Origin of the sequence: Pseudomonas sp. JDS08PS003 (genome assembly GCF_045013505.1) — a bacterium.
GTDB lineage: Bacteria > Pseudomonadota > Gammaproteobacteria > Pseudomonadales > Pseudomonadaceae > Aquipseudomonas > Aquipseudomonas protegens_B.
Window position 1 is genome coordinate 2,984,188 of record NZ_CP120724.1, and the last position, 24,960, is coordinate 3,009,147.

Here is a 24,960-nt window from a genome sequence, read left to right on the forward strand (position 1 = left end):
GTGCCCCTTGAATGGTTACAGATGCAAGGCGTGGCCCAATGCCCGCAGCGCCGCTTCCTGGACCGCCTCGCCCAGGGTCGGGTGGGCGTGGATGGTGCCGCCGATGTCTTCCAGGCGCGCGCCCATTTCCAGGGATTGGCCGAACGCCGTGGACAATTCGGACACCCCGACCCCCACGGCCTGCCAGCCGACAATCAGGTGATTGTCACTTCGGGCCACCACCCGCACGAAACCGCTTTTCGATTCCAGGGTCATGGCCCGGCCATTGGCCGCGAACGGGAAGCTGCTGACGATGCAATCCAGGCCGGCAGCGCAGGCCTCGTCCGGGGTCTTGCCCACCACCACCAGTTCCGGGTCGGTGAAGCACACCGCGGGAATCGCCGCCGGGTTGAATTCGCGCTGCTTGCCGGCGATCAACTCGGCCACCATCTCGCCCTGGGCCATGGCCCGGTGGGCCAGCATCGGCTCGCCGCTCAGGTCGCCGATGGCCCAGACATTGCGCATGCTGGTCTGGCAACGGTTGTCGATTCTGATCGCCGCGCCGTTCATGTCCAGGTTCAGGCTTTCCAGGTTCCAGCCCTGGGTGTTGGGCTTGCGACCCACGGCCACCAGCACCTGCTCGGTGGCCAGGTTCAGGGTGTCACCGTTGGGCTCGCGCACCTGCAGGCTGCTGCTGGCGGCATCGAAGCCCAGCACGCTGTGCTTGAGGTAGAGCTTGATCCCCAACTGCTTCACCGATTCGAGCACCGGCTGGGTCAGCTCGGCGTCGTAGGCCGGGAGAATGCGTTCCTGGGCTTCCACCACGCTGACCTCGACCCCGAGCTTGCGATAGGCGATGCCCAGCTCCAGGCCGATATAGCCGCCGCCGACCACGGTCAGGCGCTTGGGCAGGGTCTTGGGCGCCAGGGCTTCGGTGGAGGAGATGATCGGCCCGCCGAGGGGCAGCATCGGCAGGTTGACGCTTTTCGAGCCGGTGGCCAGCAGCAGGTGCTCGCACTGGATGCGCGTGTCCGAGCCTTCGATCTCCACGGTCTTGCCGTCGATCACCTTGGCCCAGCCATGGATCACCTGGACCTTGTGTTTCTTCAGCAGTGCGGCGACTCCGGTGGTCAGGCGGTCGACGATGCCGTCTTTCCATTCCACGCTCTTGCCGATGTTCAGGGTCGGCGCTGCCACTTCGATGCCCAGGGCCGAGCCCTGGCTGTGGTGGCGAGTCTGGTGAAACTGCTCGGCGACGTGGATCAGCGCCTTGGACGGGATGCAGCCGATGTTCAGGCAGGTACCGCCCAGGGACTGGCCTTCCACCAGAATGGTGGAAATGCCCAGCTGGCCGGCGCGGATCGCCGCCACGTAACCGCCAGGGCCGCCGCCGATGATCAGCAGTTGAGTATTGAGAGTCTGTTGCATGCCTGCTCCTCTGATGATCAGTCCACAAACAGCGTGGCGGGTTGTTCGAGCAGACCGCGAATGGCCTGAATGAATTGCGCAGCGTCCATGCCGTCGACCACCCGGTGATCGAAGGAGCTGGAAAGGTTCATCATCTTGCGGATCACGATCTGGCCCTTGATCACCATCGGCCGTTCGACGATGCGGTTGACCCCGACAATCGCCACTTCCGGCAGGTTCAGCACCGGCGTGCTGACAATCCCGCCCAGAGCGCCGAGGCTGGTGAGGGTGATGGTGGAACCGGACAGTTCATCCCGGGCTGCCTTGCCGCTGCGGGCGGCCTTGGCCAGGCGCGAAATTTCCTCGGCATTGCCCCACAGGCTGCGGGCTTCGGCGTGACGCACCACCGGCACCATCAGGCCGACGTCGCTCTGGGTGGCGACCCCGACGTGCACCGCGCCGAGGCGGGTGATGACCTGGGCCTCGTCGTCATAGCGGGCGTTGATCTGCGGGAAGTCGCGCAGGGCGACGACCATGGCTCGCACCAGGAACGGCAGCAGGGTCAGCTTGCCGCGGGTGGCGCCGTGTTTTTCATTGAGGTGGATGCGCAGCTCTTCCAGGGCGGTGACGTCCACTTCCTCGACGTAGCTGAAGTGCGCGGCGCGATGCTTGGATTCCTGCATGCGCTGGGCGATCTTGCGGCGCATGCCGATCACCTGGATCTGCTCTTCGTCGTGGCGTTCGGCATAACCGGCGCCCGGCGCCGAGTAACCCTTGAGCGGCTGGCTGTCCTGGGCCAGGTAGGCGTCCAGGTCTTCGTGCAGGATGCGCCCGGCCGGGCCGCTGCCTTGCACCAGGCGCAGCTGGATGCCCAGGTCCAGGGCGTGCTTGCGCACCGCCGGCGAGGCCAGCGGACGCTCGTCGGCTTCCCGGGCCACCGGTGCCTTGAGCGCTGCGCGGCAGGCGGTTTGGCTGACGACGGCTTTTTCCACCTTCGGCGCTTCGACCACTGGCGCGGCAGCCGCTGGCTTATTAATAGCTGCCGGCTCTTTTGCCGCCGGTGCGGCTGCCTGGGCGGATTCCTTGAGGTTACCCGCGCCTTCGACTTCGATGCTGATGAGGATGCTGCCCACCGCCATCACTTCACCGGGCTCACCGCCCAGGGAAATGACCGTGCCGTGCACCGGGGAAGGGATGTCCACCATCGCCTTGTCGGTCATCACGTCCGCCAGGACCTGATCTTCCACTACCTGGTCGCCGACTTTTACGTGCCACTGCGCCAGTTCTACTTCCGCGATGCCTTCGCCGATGTCCGGCATCTTGATAACGTGCGTGCCCATTCAGACCTCCATGACCCGTTGCAGCGCCGCGCCCACTCGGGACGGCCCTGGGAAATATGCCCACTCCTGCGCGTGGGGATACGGCGTATCCCAACCCGTGACGCGCTCGATCGGGGCTTCCAGGTGGTGGAAGCAGTGTTCCTGCACCAGCGATACCAGCTCGGCGCCGAACCCGCAGGTACGGGTGGCTTCATGCACCACCACGCAACGGCCGGTCTTCTTCACCGACTTGACGATGGTGTCCAGGTCCAGGGGCCACAGGCTGCGCAGGTCGATGACCTCGGCGTCGATGCCGGTTTCCTCGGCCGCCACTTGCGACACATAGACGGTGGTGCCGTAGGTGAGGACGGTGACGTCCTTGCCCGGACGGGTGATGGCGGCCACATCCAGCGGCACCTTGTAGTAGCCGTCCGGCACCTGGGCCGCCGGGTGTTTCGACCAGGGGGTTACCGGGCGGTCGTGGTGGCCGTCGAACGGGCCGTTGTACAGGCGCTTGGGTTCGAGAAAAATCACCGGGTCGTCGTTTTCGATGGAGGCGATCAGCAGGCCCTTGGCGTCGTAGGGGTTGGACGGCATCACGGTGCGCAGGCCGCAGACTTGGGTGAACATCGCCTCGATGCTCTGGCTGTGGGTCTGGCCGCCGTAGATGCCGCCGCCGCAGGGCATGCGCAGGGTCATGGGCGCGGTGAACTGGCCGGCGGAGCGATAGCGCAGGCGCGCGGCTTCGGAAATGATCTGGTCCGAGGCGGGGTAGACGTAGTCGGCGAACTGGATTTCCGCCACCGGGCGCAGGCCGTAGGCGCCCATGCCGATGGCCGCGCCGACGATGCCGCTTTCCGAGATCGGTGCATCGAAGACCCGCGAGGTGCCGTACTTGGCCTGCAGGCCTTCGGTGCAGCGGAACACGCCGCCGAAGTAGCCCACGTCCTGGCCGAACACCACGACGTTGTCGTCACGCTCGAGCATCACATCCATGGCCGAGCGCAGGGCCTGGATCATGGTCATGGTGGTGGTGGTCATGGCGGTTTCCAGCTGGATATTGTTGTTGTGATCGTTCATCTCAGATCCCCAGTTCCTGGCGTTGGCGTTTCAGGTGCTCGGGCATGTCCTTGTAGACATCCTCGAACATGGTCGCGGCGCTGGGGATCTGGCCGCCGGCGAGGGTGCCGAACTGCTCGGCTTCCTTCTGTGCGGCGATGACCTGGGCTTCGAGCTCGGCACTGACCGCGGCGTGTTCCTCTTCGGACCACTGGCCGATCTTGATCATGTGCTGCTTGAGGCGGGCAATCGGATCGCCCAGGGGGAAGTGGCTCCAGTCGTCGGCCGGTCGGTATTTCGACGGGTCGTCGGAGGTGGAGTGGGGGCCGGCGCGGTAGGTGACCCACTCGATCAGGGTCGGGCCGAGGTTGCGACGGGCGCGTTCGGCGGCCCAGCGCGAGGCGGCGTAGACCGCGATGAAATCGTTGCCGTCGACCCGCAGGGAAGCGATGCCGCAGCCCACGCCGCGTCCGGCGAAGGTGGTGGCTTCACCCCCGGCAATGGCCTGGAAGGTGGAGATTGCCCACTGGTTGTTGACCACGTTGAGGATCACCGGCGCCCGGTACACGTGGGCGAAGGTCAGGGCGGTATGGAAGTCCGATTCGGCGGTGGCGCCGTCGCCGATCCAGGCCGAGGCGATCTTGGTATCGCCCTTGATAGCCGAGGCCATGCCCCAGCCCACACCCTGGACGAACTGGGTCGCCAGGTTGCCGGAGATGGTGAAGAACCCGGATTCCTTCACCGAGTACATGATCGGCAACTGGCGCCCCTTGAGCGGATCGCGCTCGTTGGACAGCAGCTGGCAGATCATTTCCACCAGGGGCACTTCCCGGGCCATCAGGATGCTTTGCTGGCGGTAGGTGGGGAAGCACATGTCGTCGATGTTCAGGGCCAGGGCCTGGGCGCTGCCGATGGCTTCTTCCCCCAGGCTCTGCATGTAGAAGGACATCTTCTTCTGGCGCTGGGCGACCACCATGCGGTTGTCGAAGATCCGCGTCTTGAGCATGGCGCGCATGCCCTGGCGGAGGATCTCCAGCGGCACCTCGTCGGCCCATTCGCCCAGGGCGTTGCCCTGATCGTCGAGCACACGGATCAGGCCGCGGGCCAGGTCGGCGCAGTCGGCAGGTTCGATATCGATAGGGGGTTTGCGGGCCAGGCCGGCGTCGTTCAGACGCAGGTAGGTGAAGTCGGTCTTGCAGCCGGGACGGCCCGAGGGTTCGGGAACGTGCAGGCGTAGCGGTGCATACGCTGTGGTCATGGCTTTCTACGCTCGATCTTGTGGATTTCTTGTAATTGGGCGCGCTAGCTGACAGTCATTCTTTGGATAAAAGAAATCTTGTCCTACAAACATCATAGGCCGGGCGTAGGAGAATATTTATCTCTGTTTCATTGCGCTGGAAGTTATTTGCAGATAAAAAATCTGCATAAACATAAAAAACAGGTTGTTTTGTCTCATGCGCAAACTGGACCGTACCGACATCGGCATTCTCAACAGTCTTCAGGAGAATGCCCGCATCACCAACGCCGACCTCGCCCGTTCGGTGAACCTTTCTCCCACGCCCTGCTTCAACCGGGTCAAGGCCATGGAGGAGCTGGGGCTGATCCGCGAGCAGGTGACCCTGCTGGACGCCGACCTCCTGGGGCTGCACGTCAACGTGTTCATTCACGTCAGCCTGGAGAAGCAGGTGGAAGAGGCCTTGCAGCACTTCGAGGAGGCCATTGCCGATCGCCCGGAGGTCATGGAGTGCTACCTGATGGCCGGTGATCCGGACTACCTGATCCGGGTGCTGGTGCCCACCATCCAGGCCCTGGAGCGCTTCATGATGGACTTTTTGACCAAGGTGCCGGGGGTGGCCAATATCCGCTCCAGCTTCGCCCTCAAGCAGGTGCGCTACAAGACCGCGCTGCCGCTGCCGGCCAACGGCCTGACCCTGGGCACCTGAGGCTCAGGCGGGGATTTCGCTCCACAATTGATCGAGCTGCTTGAAGTCCCAGTCTTCCGGGGCTTCACGGCCGACGATGCGCTCCTGGCCCTGGAGCCGAGACAGATCCAGGACCCGTTGTGGCAGGGGCATTTTCGAGCGGGTGGAGAAGAACACCTTGACCTTGGGCGCCAGCAGCGAGTCCGGGTGCTGCTCCAGGACCACTGCCAGTTTCCCGCTGTGCAGGCGCACCAGGGAACCCACGGGATAGATGCCGACGCTTTTCACCAGGGCCTGGAACACCCGGGGCGCGAAATGCCCGGTCCAGCCGGACATGCGCTGCAGCGCTTCGGCCGGGTCCCAGCCACGGTTGTAGGGGCGAGTCGAGGTCACCGCGTCATACACATCGCAGACCGCGCCCATCTGCGCGAACAGGCTGATCTGTTCGCCTGCCAGACGGTGGGGATAACCGCTGCCGTCGATCTTTTCGTGATGATGCAGGCACACGTCCAGCACCAGCGCATCCAGCTGCGGGTGCTGGCGCAGGATCGCGCCCCCGGCGGTGGGGTGCTGCTTGACCCGTTCGAATTCCTCGGCGGAGAGTTTGCCCGGCTTGTTGAGGATGCTGTCGGGAACCGTCAGCTTGCCGATGTCGTGCAGCAGCCCGGCGACCCCGGCCTGATGCACCTGGGTCACCGGCAACTCCAGTTGCCGGGCCACCGCCACCATCAGCGCGCATACCGCCACCGAGTGCATGTAGGTGTAATCGTCGGCAGTCTTGAGCCGGGCCAGGCTGATCAATACATCGGGATGGCGCAGCAGGGAGGTGGAGATGTCGTGCACCAGATCGTCCACCTGCACCAGCTCGATGGCCCTGCCCATGCGCACCTCCTGGAACATGCTCATGACGGCCTGTTTCGAGTGGGCGCAGAGCTTGAGTGCGCGCTGGATTTCGTCGGCTCGTTCGACCCGCAGCGGTGCATCGCTGCGAAACAGCGGCTCGGCAACGGCCGTAGCGGGCGGATGCTCCTCCGGCAGATCGCGGCCCTTGTCCGAGTCGATCCACAGGCTATCGATATTGGATTGACGCAAGCGTTGCAAATCGCTTGTGCTCTTGAGCACAAAGCCTGCCTTCCAGAAGGAGTGGTCCAGCCAGGAACCACAGAATTGATGGATGTACATGCCCATCTGCAGCTGATGGATCGAAATCAGTTTGAGCATCAACAGCACTCCCTTTCAGGGCAGTCGGCCATCGCCAGTCAGCCGGCTCCTACAGACCCGTGTAGGAGCCGGCTGGCCGGCGAACAGCGCCACCGCTTTTTCTACCTGACGTCTTACCGGGCCTCGGCCCGTCTCACAGGGAGAAGCGTGCCACCAGCTTGTTCAGACTCACCGCCAGGGACGACAGTTCACTGCTGGCGATGGAAGTCTGGCTGGCGGCGGAGGAGCTTTGCAGCGACAGGTCGCGGATGCTCATCAGGTTCTGGTCCACCGAGCGCGCCACCTGGGCCTGTTCCTCCGAGGCGGTGGCGATCATCAGGTTGCGTTCGTTGATCTCGCTGATGGCCTGGGCGATATGGCCGATGGCGGCGCCGGCCTCGTGGGCGATGGCCAGGGTCTGGCTGGCATCCTCGCTGCTTTGCTGCATCGACAGCATGGCCTTGCTCGAACCGTTCTGGATGCCCTGGATCATCTGCTCGATTTCCTGGGTCGAGAGCTGGGTACGGTGGGCCAGGGCCCGCACTTCATCGGCTACCACGGCAAACCCGCGGCCTTGCTCGCCGGCCCGGGCAGCCTCGATGGCGGCGTTGAGCGCCAGCAGGTTGGTCTGCTCGGCAATGGCGCGGATCACGTCCAGGACCTTGGTGATGTCCTGGGCCTGTTGGGCCAGGCCGGCCATTTCCACCCGGGTGTTCTCCACGGTCCCGGTGAGTTTTTCGATGGAGTGGATGGTCTGCTCGACCCGCTCCTTGCCCAGCCCGGCGGAACGCTCCGAGGCCTGGGTCGACTGCGAAGCGGACACCGCGTTGCGTGCCACTTCCTCCACCGCGGCGGTCATTTCGTTGACCGCGGTGGCGGCCTGGTCGGTCTCCATGCTCTGTTGCTGGATGCCGGCGTTGGATTCGCGGGTGATGGCGCTCATTTCCTCGGCGGCGGAGGCCAGTTGGGTGGAGGAGTCGGCAATATGGCGGATGGTCGACTTCAGGCTGTCGAGCATGGACTGGGTGGATTTCTGCAGGTCGGTGAGTTCGTCCTGGCCGCTGACTTCCACTTGGGCGCGCAGGTCGCCCTCGGCGATTTTCTGCGTGGTGGCCAGCAGCGATTGCACCGGGCGGGTGATGCTGCGGGTGAACAGGGTGGCGATGAGCATGGTCAGGACAATCGCCAGGACGATGATCAGCGAGGTCAGGGTCAGGCCGCTGTCGAATTGCTCGCCGGCCACGGTCGCCGAGTGTGCGGCACCGCTCTCGTTGATCTTGATCAGGGCCTCGATGGCGCTTTGCAGGGTATTGGCCAGGGGCACGGTGACCTGATTGATGTAGTCGCTGCTCTGTTGCGCGGTGTTGGTCTTGCTCGCATCGATCAGCACCGCCAGCTTGTCCAGGTAGTCCTGGGCGCCGCGCTTGACCTGTTCAAAGGTGGTTTTTTCCTCGGCGCTGGAGACCAGCGGCTCGTAGTCCTTGATGGCCTGGGCCAGGATGGTTTTCAGGCTAGCCAGCTTGTCCAGGGATGCGCCTTTCTGGGCTTCGCTTTCAGTGGCGTAGTGCAGGGCCTCCAGGCGCACACGCAAGGTGGAAGATTCGATTTTCGTGGCTTGCCTGACGCTGGGCAGCCAATTGGTTTGCAGGTCCAGTGCAGCGTCGTGAATCTGTCCCATTTTCCACAGCGCCAGTCCCCCCAGACCAATCAGTAGTACACAGATAGCGCCAAAACTCAGGAGCGCCCTGGAAGTCAGTTTCAAGTTTCTTGTCACCATAAAGGCACCTTGCAGGTTGGAGTGATACCGCCAATTTCTTTTCGACTCCTTGTCGCCTTGATAGCACTGTGACTCCAAAGAGATGAAAAATCTGTAGAGATGTAAAAAAATATTTCTTTGCGTGTGTGTGGCTTCAACCCAGAGCCAGATCAACGGCGGGCAACTGCGCAGGCTTGACCTTTATCAACGCGCTTTTGGCGGTTTTGTAGCAAGCTGGGCGCTCTCCAATTGAAAAGGAAAAGGCCCATGACTACGCCTCTGACAACGGCGCCCGCGGCCAAGGCTGTATTACCGATTGGATTGCTGATCGCCGTACTGGCCATGGTCGGGGTGCTGCTTCTGCCACTGCCCGCCGACCTGCCGGTGGCCGGCCACCGGATGCTGGCGATCCTGGCGTTTGCCGTGGTGGTGTGGATCAGTGAAGCGGTGTCTTACGAGGCCAGCGCGATCATGATCACAGCGCTGATGGCGTTCTTGATTGGCACCGCGCCAACCCTGCAGGACCCGACCCAGGTCTATGGCAGCTCGGCAGCCATCAGCCTGGCCCTGACCGGGTTCTCCAACTCGGCCCTGGCCCTGGTGGCCGGTGCCTTGTTCATCGCCGCCGCCATGACCCACACCGGCCTCGACCGGCGCATCGCCCTGGTGACCCTGACCCGGGTCGGCACCAGTACCCGGCGCATCCTCATCGGCGCCATTGCCGTGACCATCCTGCTCAGCCTGCTGGTGCCCAGCGCCACGGCCCGCAGTGCCTGCGTGGTGCCGATCATGATGGGCGTGATCGCCGCGTTCGGCGTCGACAAGCGCTCCAATATCGCCGCTGGGCTGATGATCGTGGTCGCCCAGGGCACCAGCATCTGGAACGTCGGCATCCAGACCGCCGCGGCGCAGAACCTGCTGACCGTGGGCTTCATGGACAAGATGCTCGGCCAGCGTGTGGCCTGGCTCGACTGGCTGATCGCCGGCGCGCCCTGGGCGGTGATCATGTCCCTGGTGCTGCTGTGGCTGGTGCTGAAACTGCTGCCCCCGGAAACCGACAGCATCCCCGGCGGCAAGGAAGCGGTGGCCCAGTCCCTGGTGGACATCGGCCCCATGACCGGGCCGCAGAAGCGCCTGCTGGCGGTGTCGGTGCTGCTGCTCCTGGCCTGGTCCACCGAAGGCAAACTGCACCCCTTCGACACCACGACCACCACCTACGCCGGGCTGGTGATCCTGTTGCTGCCACGGATCGGCATCATGACCTGGAAGGATGTGCAGTCGCGCATTCCCTGGGGCACGGTGATTGTCTTCGGGGTCGGCATCAGCCTGGGTTCGGCGCTGCTCAGCACCCAGGCCGGGCAGTGGCTGGGAGGGCAGGTGGTGGCCCATACCGGCCTGGATCAGGTCGGGCCTTTGGCGGTGTTCGCCATTCTTGCGGCGTTCCTGATTCTCATCCACCTCGGGTTCGCCAGCGCCACGGCCCTGACTTCGGCCTTGCTGCCGATCCTGATCGCGGTGTTGCAGACCTTGCCTGGGGAGTTCAGCCGGCTGGGCATGACCATGCTCCTGGGCTTTGTCGTCAGCTACGGCTTTATCCTGCCGATCAACGCGCCGCAGAACATGGTCTGCCTGGGTACCGAGACCTTCAATGCCCGGCAGTTCGCCAAGGTCGGGCTGCTGGTGACGCTGATCGGCTACCTGCTGATGCTGGTGTTCGCCATGACCTGGTGGAAATGGCTGGGCTGGATGTAGCGAAAACCCACCCCTTCACACTGACCCGCTGAACACCCGGGTCACGCTGCCGGCCAGGCGCACCTTGCCCTGGCCGTCCCAGCTCACCGTCACCGGGCCACCGTCGCACAGCACCCGCACCGGGCTGTCCAGCAAGCCACGACGGATGCCGTTGACCGCCGCCCCGCAGGAGCAGGAACCGGAGCCCAGGGGGATCGCGCCATTGCGCTCCCAGATGCGCAGGCGGATGGTCTGGCGGTCCAGCACCTGGATGAAGTGCACGTTGGTCTTGTGCGGAAACAGCGGGTCGCTCTCGATCTTTGGGCCCAGCGCGGCAATGTCCAGCTGTTCCAGATCGTCGACGAAAAAGCTGCAATGGGGGTTGCCCATGCTGCACGCCGCCGGTGTTCCCGGCAGCGGCAGGTGCAGGCTGTCCAACGCTTGAGCCAGGGGGATGGCCTGCCAGTCGAACGACGGCAGGCCCATTTCCACGGACAGCGACTGATCCTCAAGGCGCAGGCATTGCTGCAGGCCGCGAGCGGTTTTCACCTGCACCTCGGTGGCGCCGCTTTCCTGCATCAGCAGGTCGGCGGCGCCGCGGGTGGCGCTGCCGCAGGTATCCAGGCTGGAACCATCGGCGTTGAAGAAGGTCAGTTGCGCCGCACTCTCGTGGCAATCGCCGAGCACCACCAACTGATTGAAACCGATGCCGCGCTGGCGATCTCCCAGGGCCCTGGCCCGCTCAGCGGTGATCGGGTTGGCGCGACCACGGGCATCGATCAGCACGAAATCGTCGCCATTGGCGTGCATCTTCACAAAGTTCAGCGGCATTCGGGCTCCGACAGGCGAGGGCAGGCAACCGGTGCTACGACCACCAGCGAACGCAGGATTGCGAAAAAAAGCCACCGGCGCCAGCGCCTTAAAATAAAATTCATCCTGCAAGCCCGGGCATTGCCTGGACGGCGGGATTTTCCGGCACACTGCCGGACCACCGGGAACATCGCCAACCGCTGCAACAGCGGCCGGCACAGCACAAGGTCACGGCATGGATCATTACGCCCCGCGCAACTGGCAGCCCCACGAAAAGCCCAGCTTGCCCGGTTCCCCCTCGACACCGCTGCACCCCACTCACAAGCGCCTGGCCTATGCGCTGGTGGGCTTGCTGGTGGCGATCACCGGCGGCCTGGGCAACTCGCTGGTGATCGCCAATCTGCCGTACCTGCAAGGGGCACTGGGGGCAACCACGGCGGAAATGGCCTGGCTGCCGGCCGCCTACGTGATGACCAACGTGTCGATGAACCTGCTGCTGGTGAAGTTTCGCCAGCAGTTCGGCCTGCGGGCCTTCACCGAAGTGTTTCTGGTGCTCTATGCCCTGGTGACCTTCGGCCACCTGTTCGTCAACGACCTGAGCTCGGCCATTGCCGTGCGGGCGGCCCACGGCATGGTCGGCGCGGCGCTCAGTTCCCTGGGGCTGTACTACATGGTCCAGGCCTTCCCGGCGAAATGGCGGCTCAAGGCCCTGGTGCTGGGGCTGGGTACCTCGCAGTTGGCCTTGCCCCTGGCCCGGCTGTTTTCCGAAGACCTGCTGCAGATTGCCGAGTGGCGTGGCCTGTACCTGTTCGAACTGGGCCTGGCGCTGACCTCCTTGGGCTGCGTGTTCATGCTCAAGCTGCCGCCGGGGGACCGTTTTCGCACCTTCGAGAAACTCGACTTCCTGACCTTCGCCCTGCTGGCCACAGGCGTTGCCCTGCTGTGCGCGGTGCTGTCCCTGGGGCGCATTGACTGGTGGCTGGAGGCGCCGTGGATCGGCTACGCCAGCGCCGGCTCCATCGTGCTGATCCTGGCCGGGCTGTGCATCGAACATAACCGCCGCAACCCGATGCTGATGACCCGCTGGCTGGGCAGTGGGGCGATGATCCGCCTGGCCCTGGCGGTGATCCTGATCCGCATGGTGCTGTCCGAGCAGTCCACCGGCGCCGTGGGTTTTCTCCAAGCGCTGAACATGAGCAGCCAGCAGATGCGCCTGCTCTACGGGGTGATGCTACTGGGCAGCATCGCCGGCTTGGCCACCAGCGCCCTGACCATCAACCCGGCGCACCTGTTGATGCCGCTGATCATTTCCCTGGCGCTGATGGCCGTGGGCTCGGTGATGGACAGTTTCTCCAGCAACCTCACGCGCCCGGCCAACATGTACCTCAGCCAGTTCCTCCTGGCCTTTGGCGGCACCTTTTTCCTCGGCCCGACCATGGTCCTGGGCACCCGCAATGTGCTGACCAATCCGCGCAATCTGGTGAGCTTCTCGGTGCTGTTCGGCATCTGCCAGAACCTCGGCGGGCTGATCGGCTCGGCCTTGCTCGGGACCTTCCAGATCGTGCGCGAGAAATACCACTCCAGCCATATCGTCGAGCAACTGACCCTGCTCGATCCTCAGGTCCTGGCCCGGGTGCAGAGTGGCGGGGCGGCCTACGGCAAGGTGATTGCCGACCCCGATCTGCGCACCCTGCAAGGCATTCGCAGCCTGGCCAGCGCGGCCACCCGCGAGGCCAACGTGCTGGCCTATAACGATGTATTCATGCTGATTGCAGTGATTGCCGTACTCACCATGATCTGGATATTCATTCGCAGCCTGTGGCTGATGAGCACGACCCAAGCAGTCGCGCCCGCGGCTCCCGTTCAACCCAGTGGTGCCCCAAGTTCATGAGCGAAACCGTCAACCCCACCACCAACGCCATTGCCTCGACTCCCGAGCCCAACGGCCCGCCGAGTATTCCCGCCACCGAGCCACGGCCGTTGGCGGTGCGCATCCTCTCGTCCCTGGGCTTTGCCGCCATCGCCATTGTCGGCGTGCTGATCGTGCTCTACGCCTGGCAACTGCCGCCGTTTTCCAGCGCCATCGAAAGCACCGAGAACGCCCTGGTACGCGGGCAGGTGACCATCATCGGCCCGCAACTCAGCGGCTATGTGTTTGAGGTGCCGGTGCAGGATTTCCAGCAGGTCAAGGCCGGCGATCTGCTGGTGCGCCTCGACGACCGCATCTACCAGCAGCGTCTGGACCAGTCCCAGGCTCAGTTGGCAGTGCAGAAGGCCGCCTTGGCCAATGCCCTGCAACAGCGCAACAGCGCTGAAGCCACGATCAAACTGCGCCAGGCCGCCCTGGCCGACAGCCAGGCCCAGGCCCGCAAGAGCGCGGCCGATTTGCAGCGCAACGAAGCGCTGATTGCCGATGGCTCGGTGTCCAAGCGCGAGCTGGACGTGACCCGTGCGGCCAATGCCCAGACCGTGGCCGCGGTGGCCCAGGCCCAGGCGCAACTGGAAATAGCCCGCCAGGACCTGCAGACCGTGATCGTCAATCGCGGCTCCCTGGAGGCTGCGGTGGCCAATGCCCAAGCAGCGGTGGAACTGGCGCGGATCGACCTGTCCAACACCCGCATCCTCGCCCCCCGGGATGGTCAGCTGGGGCAGATCGGTGTGCGCCTGGGGGCCTACGTCAACTCTGGCGCACAGTTGATGGCGCTGGTGCCGAACCAGCTGTGGGTGATTGCCAACCTGAAGGAAACCCAGATGGACAATGTGCGGGTCGGGCAGCCGGTGAGCTTTAGCGTGGATGCCCTGAGCCACCGCAAATTCAGCGGCAAGGTGCAACGGATTTCCCCGGCCACCGGTTCCGAGTTCGCCTTGTTGCAGGCCGACAACGCCACCGGCAACTTCGTCAAGATTGCCCAGCGCGTACCGGTGCGGATCACCGTCGACCCGGATCAGCCGGAGCTTGAACGCCTGCGTCCCGGATTGTCGGTGGTGGTCAGCATCGATACCCGCCAATAGCCGACACACCACCTCACGTAGGAGCCGGCTTGCCGGCGCAGAGGCCGGCAAGATTTGCAGCGATGCTGCAAACGCCTTCGCTGGCAAGCCAGCTCCTACAACGGGTCTGTGTTTTACCCGCGTCCGATGCTTTTCGTAGGAGCCGGCTTGCCGGCGCAGAGGCCGGCAAGATTTGCACCGATGCTGCAAACGCCTTCGCTGGCAAGCCAGCTCCTACAACGGGTCTGTGTTTTACCCGCGTCCGATGCTTTTCGTAGGAGCCGGCTTGCCGGCGAAGAGGCCCGTAAGATTTGCAGCGATGCTGCCGACGCTTTCGCTGGCAAGCCAGCTCCTACAGGCTGAGGTTTACGCCGCCTGCATCGGTGGCAAGGTGCCCAGCAGCGAGACCGCGGCCACTGCCGCCACCCCCAGCAGCCACTCCATTTGCACGCTGTTGCGCAGGCTCGACAGGCGCTGGTCGCAGTCGCGGATTCGCAGGCGGTTGAACAACGCCAGCCCGAGCATGCCGGCCACCAGCAGCACCTTGATCAGCAGGATCAGGGCAAAACCACTGAACAATGGAGTCGGCCACCATTGCCCGGTGAGCACCCGCACGTTGATCAGGCCGGTTAGCAGCAAGCCGGTTACCAGGCCATAACCCACGCCGCTGAAGCGCTTTAACAAGGGCTCGACAGACAGCCCCGCGGGTTGCCGCAACACCAGCAACAACACCAGCAAGCCCCCCAACCAGATGGCGACACAGCTTAAATGCACGATCTGATTGAGGATCAGCATCTGCCCCTGCACCCCATCGAGCATGGCGCCGTGACCCACCGGAGCCAGGGTTGCCAGGAGCAGGGCGCCCAACCCCAGTTGCAGCGGCAGGCGCCGGCCCAGCGGGGTCAGCAGCAGCCCCAGCAACAGCAGATTGAGCAGCAGGTGCCAGGTCCAGACCTGGCCGAAGAAGGTCTTGCCCAGCACCAATTGCACGGTCGCCGGGTCCAGCGCCGCCGACCAGGAGCCGGCCATGCTGGCGGTGATCAGCAGTAGCCAGCACAGGCCGCTGCCCAGGCCGATCAGCGTCAACCAGCGGCTGAGCCGATCGAGCTGTCGATGCACGGCGCCCTGGCCGTTCTGTGCTGAATCACGGCCCAGCAACAGCGGGAGAAATACCCAGGCCCCGACCAGGATCAGCACCACCGCAAAGTGCACGAAGCGGCACAGCACCAGCCATGACGCCATGGATTACGGGCTCACCTTGAAGCTGTAGCTGCCTTCGCTCTTGTGGGTGTCCACCGACACCGCGTGCCATTCCACCTTGTATTCGCCGGCGCGCAGTGGCGTGGCGGCCGGGGTGACGATCAGTGTCTTCTTGTCCGCACCTTCGGTGGCCAGGCCTTTCACCTCGAGAGGGGCGCCGTCCTTGCTGATCTTCACTTGGGTGAAGGCCGCTTCCACGCCTTCGGTGAACACCAGGCGCAGTTCGTTGGGCGCAACCACGCTGCTGTCGGCCGCCGGGGTCGAGCCTTTCAGGTGGGCGTGGGCCCATACCGAGGAGGCGGCGAGCATCGAGGCGAGCAGGGCGGTGGCATTGAGCAGATTTTTCAGTGACATGGTCAGGTACCTGATGAACATTGGAGGGCGATAAGCCACGACTGGCGGCGACTAAAAAGGCCCGGGGCGGACTTTCGGCCCCGGCCCAATCCTTGGGCGGCGCCAGTGTACATCGAAGCCGCCGCGGATCAGGAAGCTCGTGGCGGATCGGCGTCGAGCAAGCCGAGGATCTGGCTGTCCCACTCCAGGCAGCGAAAGTCCCGGCCGGCATCCCGGTAATCCCGTTGCAATTGCGACAGGTACTGCTTGCGGTACTCGCTGGGCGTCAGGGCGCAGTGGTTGCGAAATGCCGCGATCAACTGCTTGTGCTCGCTGAAGCCGCAGCTGTAGCAGATTTCGGTGATCGGCAACTGGGTGTTTTTCAGCAGGAAGCGCGCGCGGTTGACCCGCACCTGCGCCAGGTAGTCCTTGAAGTTGCAGCCGTTGACCTTCTTGAACAGCTTGGAGAAGTGGTGGTAACTGAGGTTGGCCTGGGCGGCGACTTCCGCCAGGGGTAGTTCCCGTTGGTAATGGCGGTTGATGTAGTCGATGCAGTGCCTGATCAACTGCTGGTCCTTGCTGCGCAGGTTCAGCCGTGCCGGTTGCCGGGGCGCGTCATTGGCCTGGTGCAGGCTGGACAGCAGCAGGTAGATCAACGCGGTACGGCGCAAGGCATCACCCTCGGCGCCGTCCAGGTCATGCGCCACCAGTTGCCTGAGGGCCGCCTTGATCTGGCGGTCGCGCGGGCGGTACTGGCTGGCATCCGGCACTTGATAGTCGATGTGCAGGCCGGGCTGCAGTTGCTCGAACAGGTGCGGTGAGAATTGCACCGTGAGCAACTGGCTATCGGCTTCCAGGGCCTGCAGTTCATGGCTGCGTTCGGGGTTGATGTAGAGCATGCCGCCGGGGCCCAGGTGCTGGCTGTGCGGGTCGACGCTGATCAGAAAGCGGCCCTTGAGCACGCAGATCAGTTCGGCGGCGGCATGCCAGTGGGCCTCGCAGCGTTGCACCTGGGCGGCAAACAGGTTGATCTGCTGCCGGTCGAACTCCACCAGCTCATGCCCGGGGCCGGCACTCGGGGCAGGACGGGTCATGGAAAATGGCAGCATCGGGTATCCTCGAATCAGCAGCGTCGGTTTGCGAACTGTATCCGAACCGGCGCCGGGTCATGCCGGGGCGTCCACTTCCAGGGCCGCCGCCAGTTCTTCACGGGAGATGTCCAGTTCGAGCATTTCCGTCAGGGTGATCAGCAAGCCGCAGAACAGCTCCGGGGCGATCTTGCGCAGCTTTTCCTGTACCTGTTGCTCCGCCAGTCCGCTCTTGTGCGCCACCAGCCGCGCCACCTGCTGGAACAGCACCGGGTTGTCCAGCAGTTGCACCAGGGAGCTGTGAATGTTGAGCGGCGGATACAGGGTTGGCGCCTGCACCTGGACCTCGGCCAACAGCTCGATGTGCCGCGAGGACCCGCCAACCCGCAGCTGGTATTCGCCGCTGTCCACCACCCAGCGGGCCAGGGCCGGGTCGTAGTAGGCGAAATCGTCCCAGTCCAGATGCAGTTCGACCCAGGCGCTCTGACCCGGCTCCAGGGCCACCTTGGTAAATGCCTTGAGGGCCTGGACTTCCCGGGGCAGGCGACAGGTCGGCGGGGCCAGGTACAGCTGCACCACTTCCTTGCCGAAGCGCTCGCCCTGGTTGGCGATCTCCACGCTGACCGTCAGCTGCTGCCCGGGTGTCAGGCTGCTGCTGGAAAGGCGGATTGCCCGGTACTCGAAACAGGTGTAGCTGAGGCCGAAGCCGAACGGGAACAGCGGCTCCAGGCGGCGCTTGTCGTAGTAGCGGTAACCGACGAACAGGCCTTCGCTGTAGCGCTGCTGCAGGTTCTCGCCGGGGTAGGTGAGGAACGCCGGGGTTTCTTCCAGGCTATTGGGCACGCTGACGGTGAGCTTGCCGCTGGGGTTGATCACCCCGAACAGTGCCTGGGCCACGGCGCGCCCCATGCCCTGGCCGGCAAAAAAGGTTTCCAGTACGGCCTTGGCCTGATCCAGCCAGGGCATGACCACGGCGTCGCTGTTGGCCAGGACCACGACAATGTTGGCCTGAACCTTGGCCACTTCGCCGATCAGCCGCTCGTGACTGGGGAGAATGCCCAGGTGCTGGCGGTCGCCGTTTTCTCCGTCTTCGCCCACCGCGGTACTGACGAACAGGATCGCCACATCGGCGCTGCGGGCGGTATCCAGGGCCTGGGCCAGGTCGGTGGGGTCCAGTTGCTGGTCGTGCGCTGCGCCCACCGCGTAGCGGATCTCGAAGGCCTCGGCCCCCAGTTCGAAGATTTCGTCCAGGGGCCGGTCCAGCAGGTAGGGGCGAGTGGTAGCACACCCCGAGCCCTGGATCACCGGTTCCTGGGCCGGCTTGCCCAGCACCGCGATACGCGGGGTTTTCCGCGGGCACAGGGGCAGCAACCGGTCCTGGTTCTTCAGCAGCACCAGGGATTCGGCCGCCAGGGTCTGGGCCAGTTGGTGATGGGCCTTGAAGTCGGCCCGGGTCTCGGGCTTGCGGCCACGGTGAACCTTGTCGATCAGGTCCAGCATGCGCCGACAGGAACGGTCGAGGACATCGCTGGGGATCTGCCCCTGTTCGATGGCGTGCAGCAGCTCGCGCTGGTCGCGGCGGCTCTCGGGCATGGCCAGGTCGTTACCGGCCAGCAGCGCTGCCGGACGGTCCTTGATGCCGTACCAGTCGGACATCACCAGCCCCGGGTACTGCCACTCATGGCGCAGCACCTGGGTCAGTAGCCATTGATGCTGAGAAGTCTGCACACCGTTGAGGCGGTTATAGGACGACATCAGGGTCCATGGCTGGGCCCGGTCGATGGCACGCTTGTAACCGGCCAGGTAGATCTCCCGCAGCGCGCGTTCGTCCACCACCGAGTCCATTTCCGTGCGCCGGTACTCCGAGTTGTTGCAGGCGAAATGCTTGAGGCTGGCGCCCACGCCCTGATCCTGCAGGCCGTTGATCAGGGCCCCGGCCAGTTCGCCGCTGAGGATCGGGTCCTCGGAATAGTATTCATAGCCGCGCCCGGCCAGGGGCGTGCGGCGGATATTGATTCCCGGCCCCAGCAGCAGGCCGACGCCGAAGTGCTGGCACTCCACCCCGAGGGCCTGGCCCATGCGATACAGCAGGTGCAGGTCCCAGGAGCAGGCCAGGCTGGAGCCGTTGGGAAAGCAGGTGGCGGGTTTCGACGGGCTGAACAGCGCTTCGGAACCGCTGGCCGGTGACGGCTGCGCGGGCATTTCGCCGCAGTTCTGGTTCACCACCTGGATAAAGTCCTCGAAACTCCAGCTGGCGCCGTCCTCGATCTGCCGTGTGCTGTAGCGCACGCCGTAGGTACCGTCGGTCATGATGAAGTCATCGATGCCCAGGTGTTCCAGGCGCGCGCTACGCCACAGGCCCTGGCCGCTGAGCAGCCTGACCTTGTCGGCGGCGCTCATCCGGGCCAGCAACTGGGAGTGAGAATCGGGCATGGGGCAGGCTCCTTGAGGTCAGCGGGCTAGGGCTGTTTGCTTGCGTTGTTCAATACGCTGCAGCAGGTTGCGGTAGGTCTGTTCGTCCAGGGGGTAGAACAGCACGAAGACCAAACCCAGGGCGAACATCAGTGCCGGCACCAGGGTCATCATCAGGGTAATGGCGTTGATCGCCTGGGCATCCACCTGGGCCGCCGAGTAGCCCGAAAGCTGCAGCAGCAGGCCGGCCAGGCCGCCGCCCAGGGCCATGGCGATCTTGGTCACGAAGTTGAAGAAGCCATAAATGGCGCCCTCGGCCCGGCGGCCGTTCTTCCACTCGGCGTACTCCACGGTGTCGGCGATCATTGACCACATGGCGACGAACCCGGCGCCCAGGGTGATGCTGTACAGAGCGATGCAGAACAGGGTCAGCGGCAGGTTGCCGGCGGCGAAGCCGTACTGCGTCAGCAGCCCGCCGATCCCCAGCAGCAACACCCCGAGGGTCATTTTCTTCTTCCCCAGCACGGCGATGAGTTTTTCCGAAAGCACGGTGCCGAGGATGTAGGCGGCGGTCTGCAGGGCGAAGAACATCGGGCTGAACCCCTCATCGCCGATCACGTACTTGATGAAGTACACGGCAATGGCCATCCACAGGGTGTAGGCGATGTAGAAAAACAGGGTGAACAGTGACAAGTGAAACAGCGGTGGGTTGTCGAATACCGCCCGCAGCATCTCGCGGATCGACGGCGTCGGGCTGTCCTGGCGCGGGTCCACGCGTTCGCGGGTCATGCCGAAGCAGGCGATGAAGCAGAAGGTGGCCAGCAGGGCGAACAGGCTCACCGCGAAGACGTAGCCGTCCCTGGGATCGGTGAACAGCGCCACCAGACGCTCGGCACTGGTGGCCACGATCAGGTAGCCGATCACCGCCAGGACAAAGCGATACACCGACAGCGAGGCCCGCGAGCCTTCGTGCTGGGTCATGCGGTTGGTCAGCGCCGAGTAGGGCGTGTTGACCGTGGTATAGGCCAGGCAATAGAGGGTGTAGCTGACCAGCGCGTAGGTGAATTTAAGCTCGATGTCCCAAGCGCTGAAACACAGGATGCTCAGGCCTGCCAGGGGCAGGGCGCCGTACAGCAAGTAGGGACGCAGCTTGCCGTGGCGGCTGCGGGTGCGGTCCACCCCGTAGCCGATGAGGAGGTTGAACAGCGCGTCGATCACTCGGGCGATGACGAACACCAGGCTCGCCTCGGCGGCGGACAAGCCATAGATATCGGTATAGAAATACAGCAGGAACAGCGAGACGAAACCGAAGGACAGGTTGCTGGCCAGATCGCCCAGCCCGTAGCCGATCTTCTCCTTGGCACCCAGGACCACGTAGCTCGCACAGATCCTGGCGGTTGGCGTATTCATTGTTGTTATCCGCGACAAGAGGAGTCGTGATTCTAAGAATTCCGCTCGCCGGACACTTGTCGTTATTTGTGCGAATGCTGGGGCTTATTTGTGCGGTTGCCGGGGGAGGGCTACTCCCCCGGCAAGGGGCGGTCAGGTGTTTTTCAGTTGCAGGTGGATGATCGGAAACGGTCGTCCTTCGCCGTCGGTTTCCGAGCGACCGCAGTCGACGAAGCCGTAGTGACGATAGAAGCCGTGGGCCTGAGGGTTCTGTTCGTTGACGTCGACCTTGAGGCCGGGACGGCGTACGTGATCCAGAAGCTTTCGACCGATGCCCTGGCCCCGTTGGGCCGGTTCGATGAACAGCATTTGTACCGTGTTGCCGCTGGTGGCGATAAAACCGCCGGGGCTGGCGTCGGGGTTCTCCCAGACCCAGGCCTCAAGGGCCGGCAGGTAGCTGTCGCGTACCAGCGGGTACAGGCGCTGGATATCATCTTCAGCGATAAAGTCATGGGTGGCGCGGACCGAACGCTCCCAGAGCGCGGTCAGCAGGGCGTCGTCCGCAGCGACGCGAGGGCGAATCTTCATGGGGGTATTCCATCAGTATCAGGACAGATGGCCGGCGATGGGGCAGGGCCGGCATTCGGGCAGAGACCTGTATGCCCGTGTCGCGAATTAACGCCTGGACGGAGCACCGCAGTGACTGCTGCAAATGAGCGGGAGGCCGATCCTACCCAATACCGCCGGGTGGCGAAAGACCCATGCCGGCCGGCAATGTCGCAGGCCTGACAGCTCCCCGCGGTGCGCGGGCGGATGCTAGTCTTGGCGCAGACTGTTTTCGTAGGAGCCCTCATGGGCAATCACAAGATCGAGATTCGTCGCAGCAACGTTGAAAAGATCCTCCTGGCTGCCGAGAAAGTCTTCGCCGAAAAAGGTTATGCCGGGACCGCCATGGCCGACATCGCCGAAGAAGTGCAACTGCCGCGTTCCAACCTGCATTACTACTTCAGCACCAAGAACGAGCTTTACAGCGCCGTGCTCCTGGACCTGCTGGACGTGTGGAAACAGGACGCCCTGTGCTTCGAGATGTTCGACGACCCGCGCGTGGTGCTCAGCAGCTACATCCGCGCCAAGATGCAGCATTCACGCAGCCGGCCTTATGGCTCCAAGGTCTGGGCCAACGAGATCATCCATGGTGCGCCGACCCTGGGCGAGACCCTGGATGCCAGCCTGTACGACTGGGCGAAGATGAAGGAAGCGAAGATCCGCCAATGGGTCGAGGCTGGACGGATCTTGCCGGTGGAACCGTCGAGCCTGCTGTACATGATCTGGGCCTCGACCCAGCATTACGCCGACTTCGACCATCAGGTGATGATCCTCAACGACCATCAACCGTTGTCGGATTTGCAATTCGAACGCGCAGTCCAGACCGTCACCCGCGTCATCCTGCGGGGCATCGGCCTCGAACCCTGAACCTGCATCGCCGCTTCCCGTAGGAGCTGGCTTGCCAGCGAAGAGGCCCGCAAGATCGCCTTCGCCGGCAAGCCGGCTCCTACAGAACCTCCCGCGATCTCTCTGCCAGCCGTAGGAGCTGGCTTGCCAGCGAAGGGGTCCGCAAGACCACCTTCGCCGGCAAGAGCAGGCCTCTCTCAAACAGCTTCGCGGTAGGGATTGCGCGGGTCGTGCAGCCAGTCGAGGAACGGCTTGCCGGTTTCCTGGGGCACCATCTCGATGCAGTCCTGCACCGGGCAGGTGATCTGGCACAGGTTGCAGCCCACGCATTCGTCGTCGATCACTTCATATACATGGGTGCCGTCGGCTTGCCGGAGGCTGGCAATCGCCTGGTGCGAGGTGTCTTCGCAGGCGATATGGCAGCGGCCACAACCGATGCACGCCTCCTGGTCGATCTTGGCGATCACCTGATAGTTGATGTCCAGGTACTTCCAGTCGGTGGTGTTGCCCACCGCGCGCCCGGAGAAGTCTTGCAGGCTGTGGTAGCCCTGGCTGTCCATCCACCGCGACAGGCCGTCTTTCATCTCGTCGACGATGCGAAAGCCATGCAGCATCGCCGCCGTACACACTTGCACCGCGCCGCAGCCCAGGGCGACGAACTCCGCGGCATCGCGCCAGTTGCCGATGCCGCCAATGCCGCAGATCGGCAGGCCGCGGGTCTGCGGGTCACGAGCAATCTCGGCCACCATGTTCAGGGCGATCGGCTTGACCGCCGAGCCGCAGTAACCGCCGTGGGTGCTCTGGCTGCCCACCATCGGGTGAGCCACCATGCGCTCCAGGTCGACGCTAGTGATGGAGTTGATGGTGTTGATCAGCGACACCGCGTCCGCCCCGCCACGATGGGCAGCGCGGGCGGCCATGCGGATGTCGGTGATGTTCGGCGTCAGCTTGACGATCACCGGCAGCGAGCAATAGGTCTTGCACCAGCGAGTCACCTGCTCCACGTACTCCGGCACCTGGCCCACCGCCGCGCCCATGCCCCGTTCCGGCATGCCGTGGGGGCAGCCGAAGTTCAGTTCGATGCCGTCGCAGCCGGTGGCTTCCACCAGGGGCAGGATGGCTTTCCAGGATTCCTCGACGCAGGGCACCATCAGCGAGACGATCAGCGCCCGATCCGGCCAGTCCTTCTTCACCTGGGTGATTTCCCTGAGGTTGATCTCCAGGGAGCGATCGGTGATCAGCTCGATGTTGTTGATGCCCATGACCTCGCGGTTGGGCCCGAAGTGCGCCGAGTAGCGCGACGAGACGTTGACCGCCGCCGGGTCCTCGCCGAGGGTTTTCCAGACCACGCCACCCCAGCCGGCCTCGAACGCCCGGACCACGTTGTAGGCCTTGTCGGTGGGCGGCGCGGAGGCCAGCCAGAACGGGTTGGGGGCTTTGATACCGGCGAAGACAATCGACAGATCGGCCATTTACGCAGCCTCCACATTGAGCATGAGTTGGGCATGCATGGCTTCTGCGGCCAGCTTGCCGTGTTGCACCGCCTGCACGGTCAGGTCCTGGCCGAGGCTGACGCAGTCGCCACCGGCGTAGACCCCGGGGATGCTGGTGCGCAGTTGTTCGTCGACCTGGATACGTTCCCCGCAGCGCTGCAGTTCCCGAGCCAGTGGATCGGCCAGGGCGCCGCCGTCGAACGACTGGCCGATGGCCTTGAAGATGGCATCGGCGGCCAGCTCGAAGGTTTCGCCGGTGTTCTGCAAACGTCCCTCCAGCATTCGGGTGCGAGCGAAGCGCATACCGCGTACCCGGCCCCGGTCATCCAGCAGCACTTCTTGCGGTGCGGCCCAGGTCAGCAGGCGCACCTGATTGGCCTTGGCGATGTCCTGCTCGTGCCCGGTGGCACCCATGTCCTCGACGCCCCGGCGGTACACCAGATTGACGTCGCGGGCGCCGAGGCGGGCCATTTGCACCGCCATGTCGATGGCGGTGTTGCCGGCCCCGAGAACGATGCAGCGGTCCGCCAGGGGCAATTGGCTGAGGTCGTCGGCCTGGCGCAGTTCGCGGATGTAGTCGGTGGCGGCCAGCATTCCGGGGGCCTCTTCATGCTCCAGCCCCAGCTGCTTGCTGGCGGCCAGTCCGAGGCCGAGGAACAGCGCATCGAACTCCTGATGCAGTTGGGTCAGGCTCAGGTTGTCGCCGAGCTTGTGCCCGTGGCGGATCTCGATGCCGCCAATGGCCAGCAGGAACTCCAGCTCCCGCTGAGCGAAGTCATCCACCAGCTTGTACTTGGCGATTCCGTATTCGTTGAGGCCACCGGCCTTTTCCCGGGCTTCGAAAATCACCACCTCATGGCCGTGCAGGGCGCTGCGGTGGGCGCAGGACAAACCGGCCGGGCCGGCGCCGACCACGGCAATGCGCTTGCCGGTGGGTGCGGCACGCTGGAACGGGTGTTCAGTGAAATGGGCATTGTCCAGGGCGTAGCGTTGCAGCAGGCCGATCAGCACTGGCGCGCACTCCTGGGCGTTGTTGCGCACGCAGGCCTGCTGGCAGAGGATCTCGGTGGGGCAGACCCGGGCGCAACTGCCGCCGAGGATGTTGGCCGAGAGAATCTTCTGCGCCGCGCCCTGGACGTTGTCGGTGTGGATATTGCGGATGAACGAAGGAATGTCGATCTCGCTGGGGCAGGCGTTGACGCAGGGCGCGTCGTAGCAGTACAGGCAGCGCGAAGCTTCAAGATGGGCCTGGCGGGCGTTGAGCGGTGGCGCCAGATCGCTGAAATGGCCGGCCAGGGTGGCGCCGTCCAGGGTCGGGTGGGGCAAGTGGTTCAAGGTCTTGATCACGGTATTGGCCTC

At 64.2% G+C, this 24,960-nt stretch carries 20 protein-coding genes; 5 read left to right on the top strand and 15 right to left on the bottom strand.

Translation table 11 applies throughout. The features are described from left to right. Positions 1 to 15 precede the first annotated feature (15 nt). From lpdA to P7C00_RS13800, 4 genes are read right to left on the bottom strand one after another with little or no spacing between them, the layout of a single operon-like run. Positions 16 to 1,407, bottom strand: a complete 1,392-nt coding sequence (gene lpdA, locus P7C00_RS13785; RefSeq protein ID WP_404939497.1) for a dihydrolipoyl dehydrogenase — start codon at positions 1,405 to 1,407, stop codon at positions 16 to 18. A 17-nt stretch (positions 1,408 to 1,424) separates the two neighbouring features. Continuing rightward, positions 1,425 to 2,726: a dihydrolipoamide acetyltransferase family protein gene (locus P7C00_RS13790; RefSeq protein WP_404939499.1), complete on the bottom strand. Its 1,302-nt coding sequence runs from the start codon at positions 2,724 to 2,726 to the stop codon at positions 1,425 to 1,427. Next, positions 2,727 to 3,785, bottom strand: coding sequence for an alpha-ketoacid dehydrogenase subunit beta (locus tag P7C00_RS13795; protein ID WP_123725672.1), 1,059 nt, complete (start codon positions 3,783 to 3,785; stop codon positions 2,727 to 2,729). Position 3,786: 1 nt separating this feature from the next. Next, positions 3,787 to 5,022, bottom strand: a complete 1,236-nt coding sequence (locus P7C00_RS13800) for a 3-methyl-2-oxobutanoate dehydrogenase (2-methylpropanoyl-transferring) subunit alpha (RefSeq protein ID WP_346632580.1) — start codon at positions 5,020 to 5,022, stop codon at positions 3,787 to 3,789. Positions 5,023 to 5,218: 196 nt separating this feature from the next. Here P7C00_RS13800 and bkdR point away from each other — a divergent pair, with 196 nt between their 5' ends. After that, the gene (gene bkdR / locus P7C00_RS13805; protein ID WP_016963011.1) at positions 5,219 to 5,707 is read left to right on the top strand and encodes a Bkd operon transcriptional regulator BkdR; all 489 of its coding nucleotides are present in this window, start codon (positions 5,219 to 5,221) and stop codon (positions 5,705 to 5,707) included. A 3-nt stretch (positions 5,708 to 5,710) separates the two neighbouring features. Here bkdR and P7C00_RS13810 read toward each other — a convergent pair whose 3' ends face one another. Further along, entirely contained in the window at positions 5,711 to 6,907 is a 1,197-nt protein-coding gene (locus tag P7C00_RS13810; RefSeq protein ID WP_404939501.1) for an HD-GYP domain-containing protein, read from the bottom strand. Between the two features lie 133 nt (positions 6,908 to 7,040). After that, a complete protein-coding gene (locus tag P7C00_RS13815) occupies positions 7,041 to 8,663 on the bottom strand; it encodes a methyl-accepting chemotaxis protein (RefSeq protein ID WP_041117679.1) in 1,623 nt (540 codons plus the stop codon). 246 nt (positions 8,664 to 8,909) lie between these two features. Between P7C00_RS13815 and P7C00_RS13820 the strand changes: the two genes are divergently transcribed. Further along, the gene (locus tag P7C00_RS13820; protein ID WP_325985927.1) at positions 8,910 to 10,394 is read left to right on the top strand and encodes a DASS family sodium-coupled anion symporter; all 1,485 of its coding nucleotides are present in this window, start codon (positions 8,910 to 8,912) and stop codon (positions 10,392 to 10,394) included. 15 nt (positions 10,395 to 10,409) lie between these two features. Here P7C00_RS13820 and dapF read toward each other — a convergent pair whose 3' ends face one another. Next, positions 10,410 to 11,204, bottom strand: a complete 795-nt coding sequence (dapF, locus tag P7C00_RS13825; RefSeq protein WP_346632583.1) for a diaminopimelate epimerase — start codon at positions 11,202 to 11,204, stop codon at positions 10,410 to 10,412. Between the two features lie 214 nt (positions 11,205 to 11,418). Between dapF and P7C00_RS13830 the strand changes: the two genes are divergently transcribed. Together P7C00_RS13830 and P7C00_RS13835 are read left to right on the top strand one after the other, a co-directional pair. Next, the gene (locus P7C00_RS13830; protein ID WP_346632584.1) at positions 11,419 to 13,074 is read left to right on the top strand and encodes an MFS transporter; all 1,656 of its coding nucleotides are present in this window, start codon (positions 11,419 to 11,421) and stop codon (positions 13,072 to 13,074) included. Continuing rightward, on the top strand, positions 13,071 to 14,195 hold the full coding sequence (locus P7C00_RS13835; protein ID WP_404939503.1) for an HlyD family secretion protein: 1,125 nt from the start codon (positions 13,071 to 13,073) through the stop codon (positions 14,193 to 14,195). The genes P7C00_RS13830 and P7C00_RS13835 overlap by 4 nt, the downstream gene beginning before the upstream one ends. Positions 14,196 to 14,540: 345 nt before the next feature. Here P7C00_RS13835 and copD read toward each other — a convergent pair whose 3' ends face one another. The 6 genes from copD to P7C00_RS13865 form a co-directional block, all read right to left on the bottom strand. Beyond that, positions 14,541 to 15,416: a copper homeostasis membrane protein CopD gene (gene copD / locus P7C00_RS13840; protein ID WP_404939505.1), complete on the bottom strand. Its 876-nt coding sequence runs from the start codon at positions 15,414 to 15,416 to the stop codon at positions 14,541 to 14,543. A 3-nt stretch (positions 15,417 to 15,419) separates the two neighbouring features. Continuing rightward, positions 15,420 to 15,788 (bottom strand): copper homeostasis periplasmic binding protein CopC, encoded by a 369-nt coding sequence (gene copC, locus P7C00_RS13845; protein WP_346632587.1) that lies wholly within the window; start codon positions 15,786 to 15,788, stop codon positions 15,420 to 15,422. Between the two features lie 128 nt (positions 15,789 to 15,916). Beyond that, positions 15,917 to 16,876, bottom strand: coding sequence for a helix-turn-helix domain-containing protein (locus tag P7C00_RS13850; protein ID WP_404939507.1), 960 nt, complete (start codon positions 16,874 to 16,876; stop codon positions 15,917 to 15,919). A gap of 57 nt (positions 16,877 to 16,933) precedes the next feature. Further along, a complete protein-coding gene (locus tag P7C00_RS13855) occupies positions 16,934 to 19,288 on the bottom strand; it encodes a glycoside hydrolase family 3 C-terminal domain-containing protein (protein ID WP_404939509.1) in 2,355 nt (784 codons plus the stop codon). A gap of 18 nt (positions 19,289 to 19,306) precedes the next feature. Next, the gene (locus P7C00_RS13860; RefSeq protein ID WP_404939511.1) at positions 19,307 to 20,677 is read right to left on the bottom strand and encodes an MFS transporter; all 1,371 of its coding nucleotides are present in this window, start codon (positions 20,675 to 20,677) and stop codon (positions 19,307 to 19,309) included. A 132-nt stretch (positions 20,678 to 20,809) separates the two neighbouring features. After that, complete coding sequence (locus P7C00_RS13865; protein WP_404939513.1) at positions 20,810 to 21,244, bottom strand: GNAT family N-acetyltransferase; 435 nt, start codon at positions 21,242 to 21,244, stop codon at positions 20,810 to 20,812. A 264-nt stretch (positions 21,245 to 21,508) separates the two neighbouring features. Between P7C00_RS13865 and P7C00_RS13870 the strand changes: the two genes are divergently transcribed. Then, on the top strand, positions 21,509 to 22,129 hold the full coding sequence (locus P7C00_RS13870) for a TetR/AcrR family transcriptional regulator (protein ID WP_346632591.1): 621 nt from the start codon (positions 21,509 to 21,511) through the stop codon (positions 22,127 to 22,129). 176 nt (positions 22,130 to 22,305) lie between these two features. Here the strand turns inward: P7C00_RS13870 and preA are convergent, their stop codons facing one another. Beyond that, complete coding sequence (gene preA / locus P7C00_RS13875) at positions 22,306 to 23,580, bottom strand: NAD-dependent dihydropyrimidine dehydrogenase subunit PreA (protein ID WP_404939515.1); 1,275 nt, start codon at positions 23,578 to 23,580, stop codon at positions 22,306 to 22,308. Beyond that, positions 23,581 to 24,948, bottom strand: a complete 1,368-nt coding sequence (locus P7C00_RS13880) for an NAD(P)-dependent oxidoreductase (protein WP_404939517.1) — start codon at positions 24,946 to 24,948, stop codon at positions 23,581 to 23,583. Positions 24,949 to 24,960 lie beyond the last annotated feature (12 nt).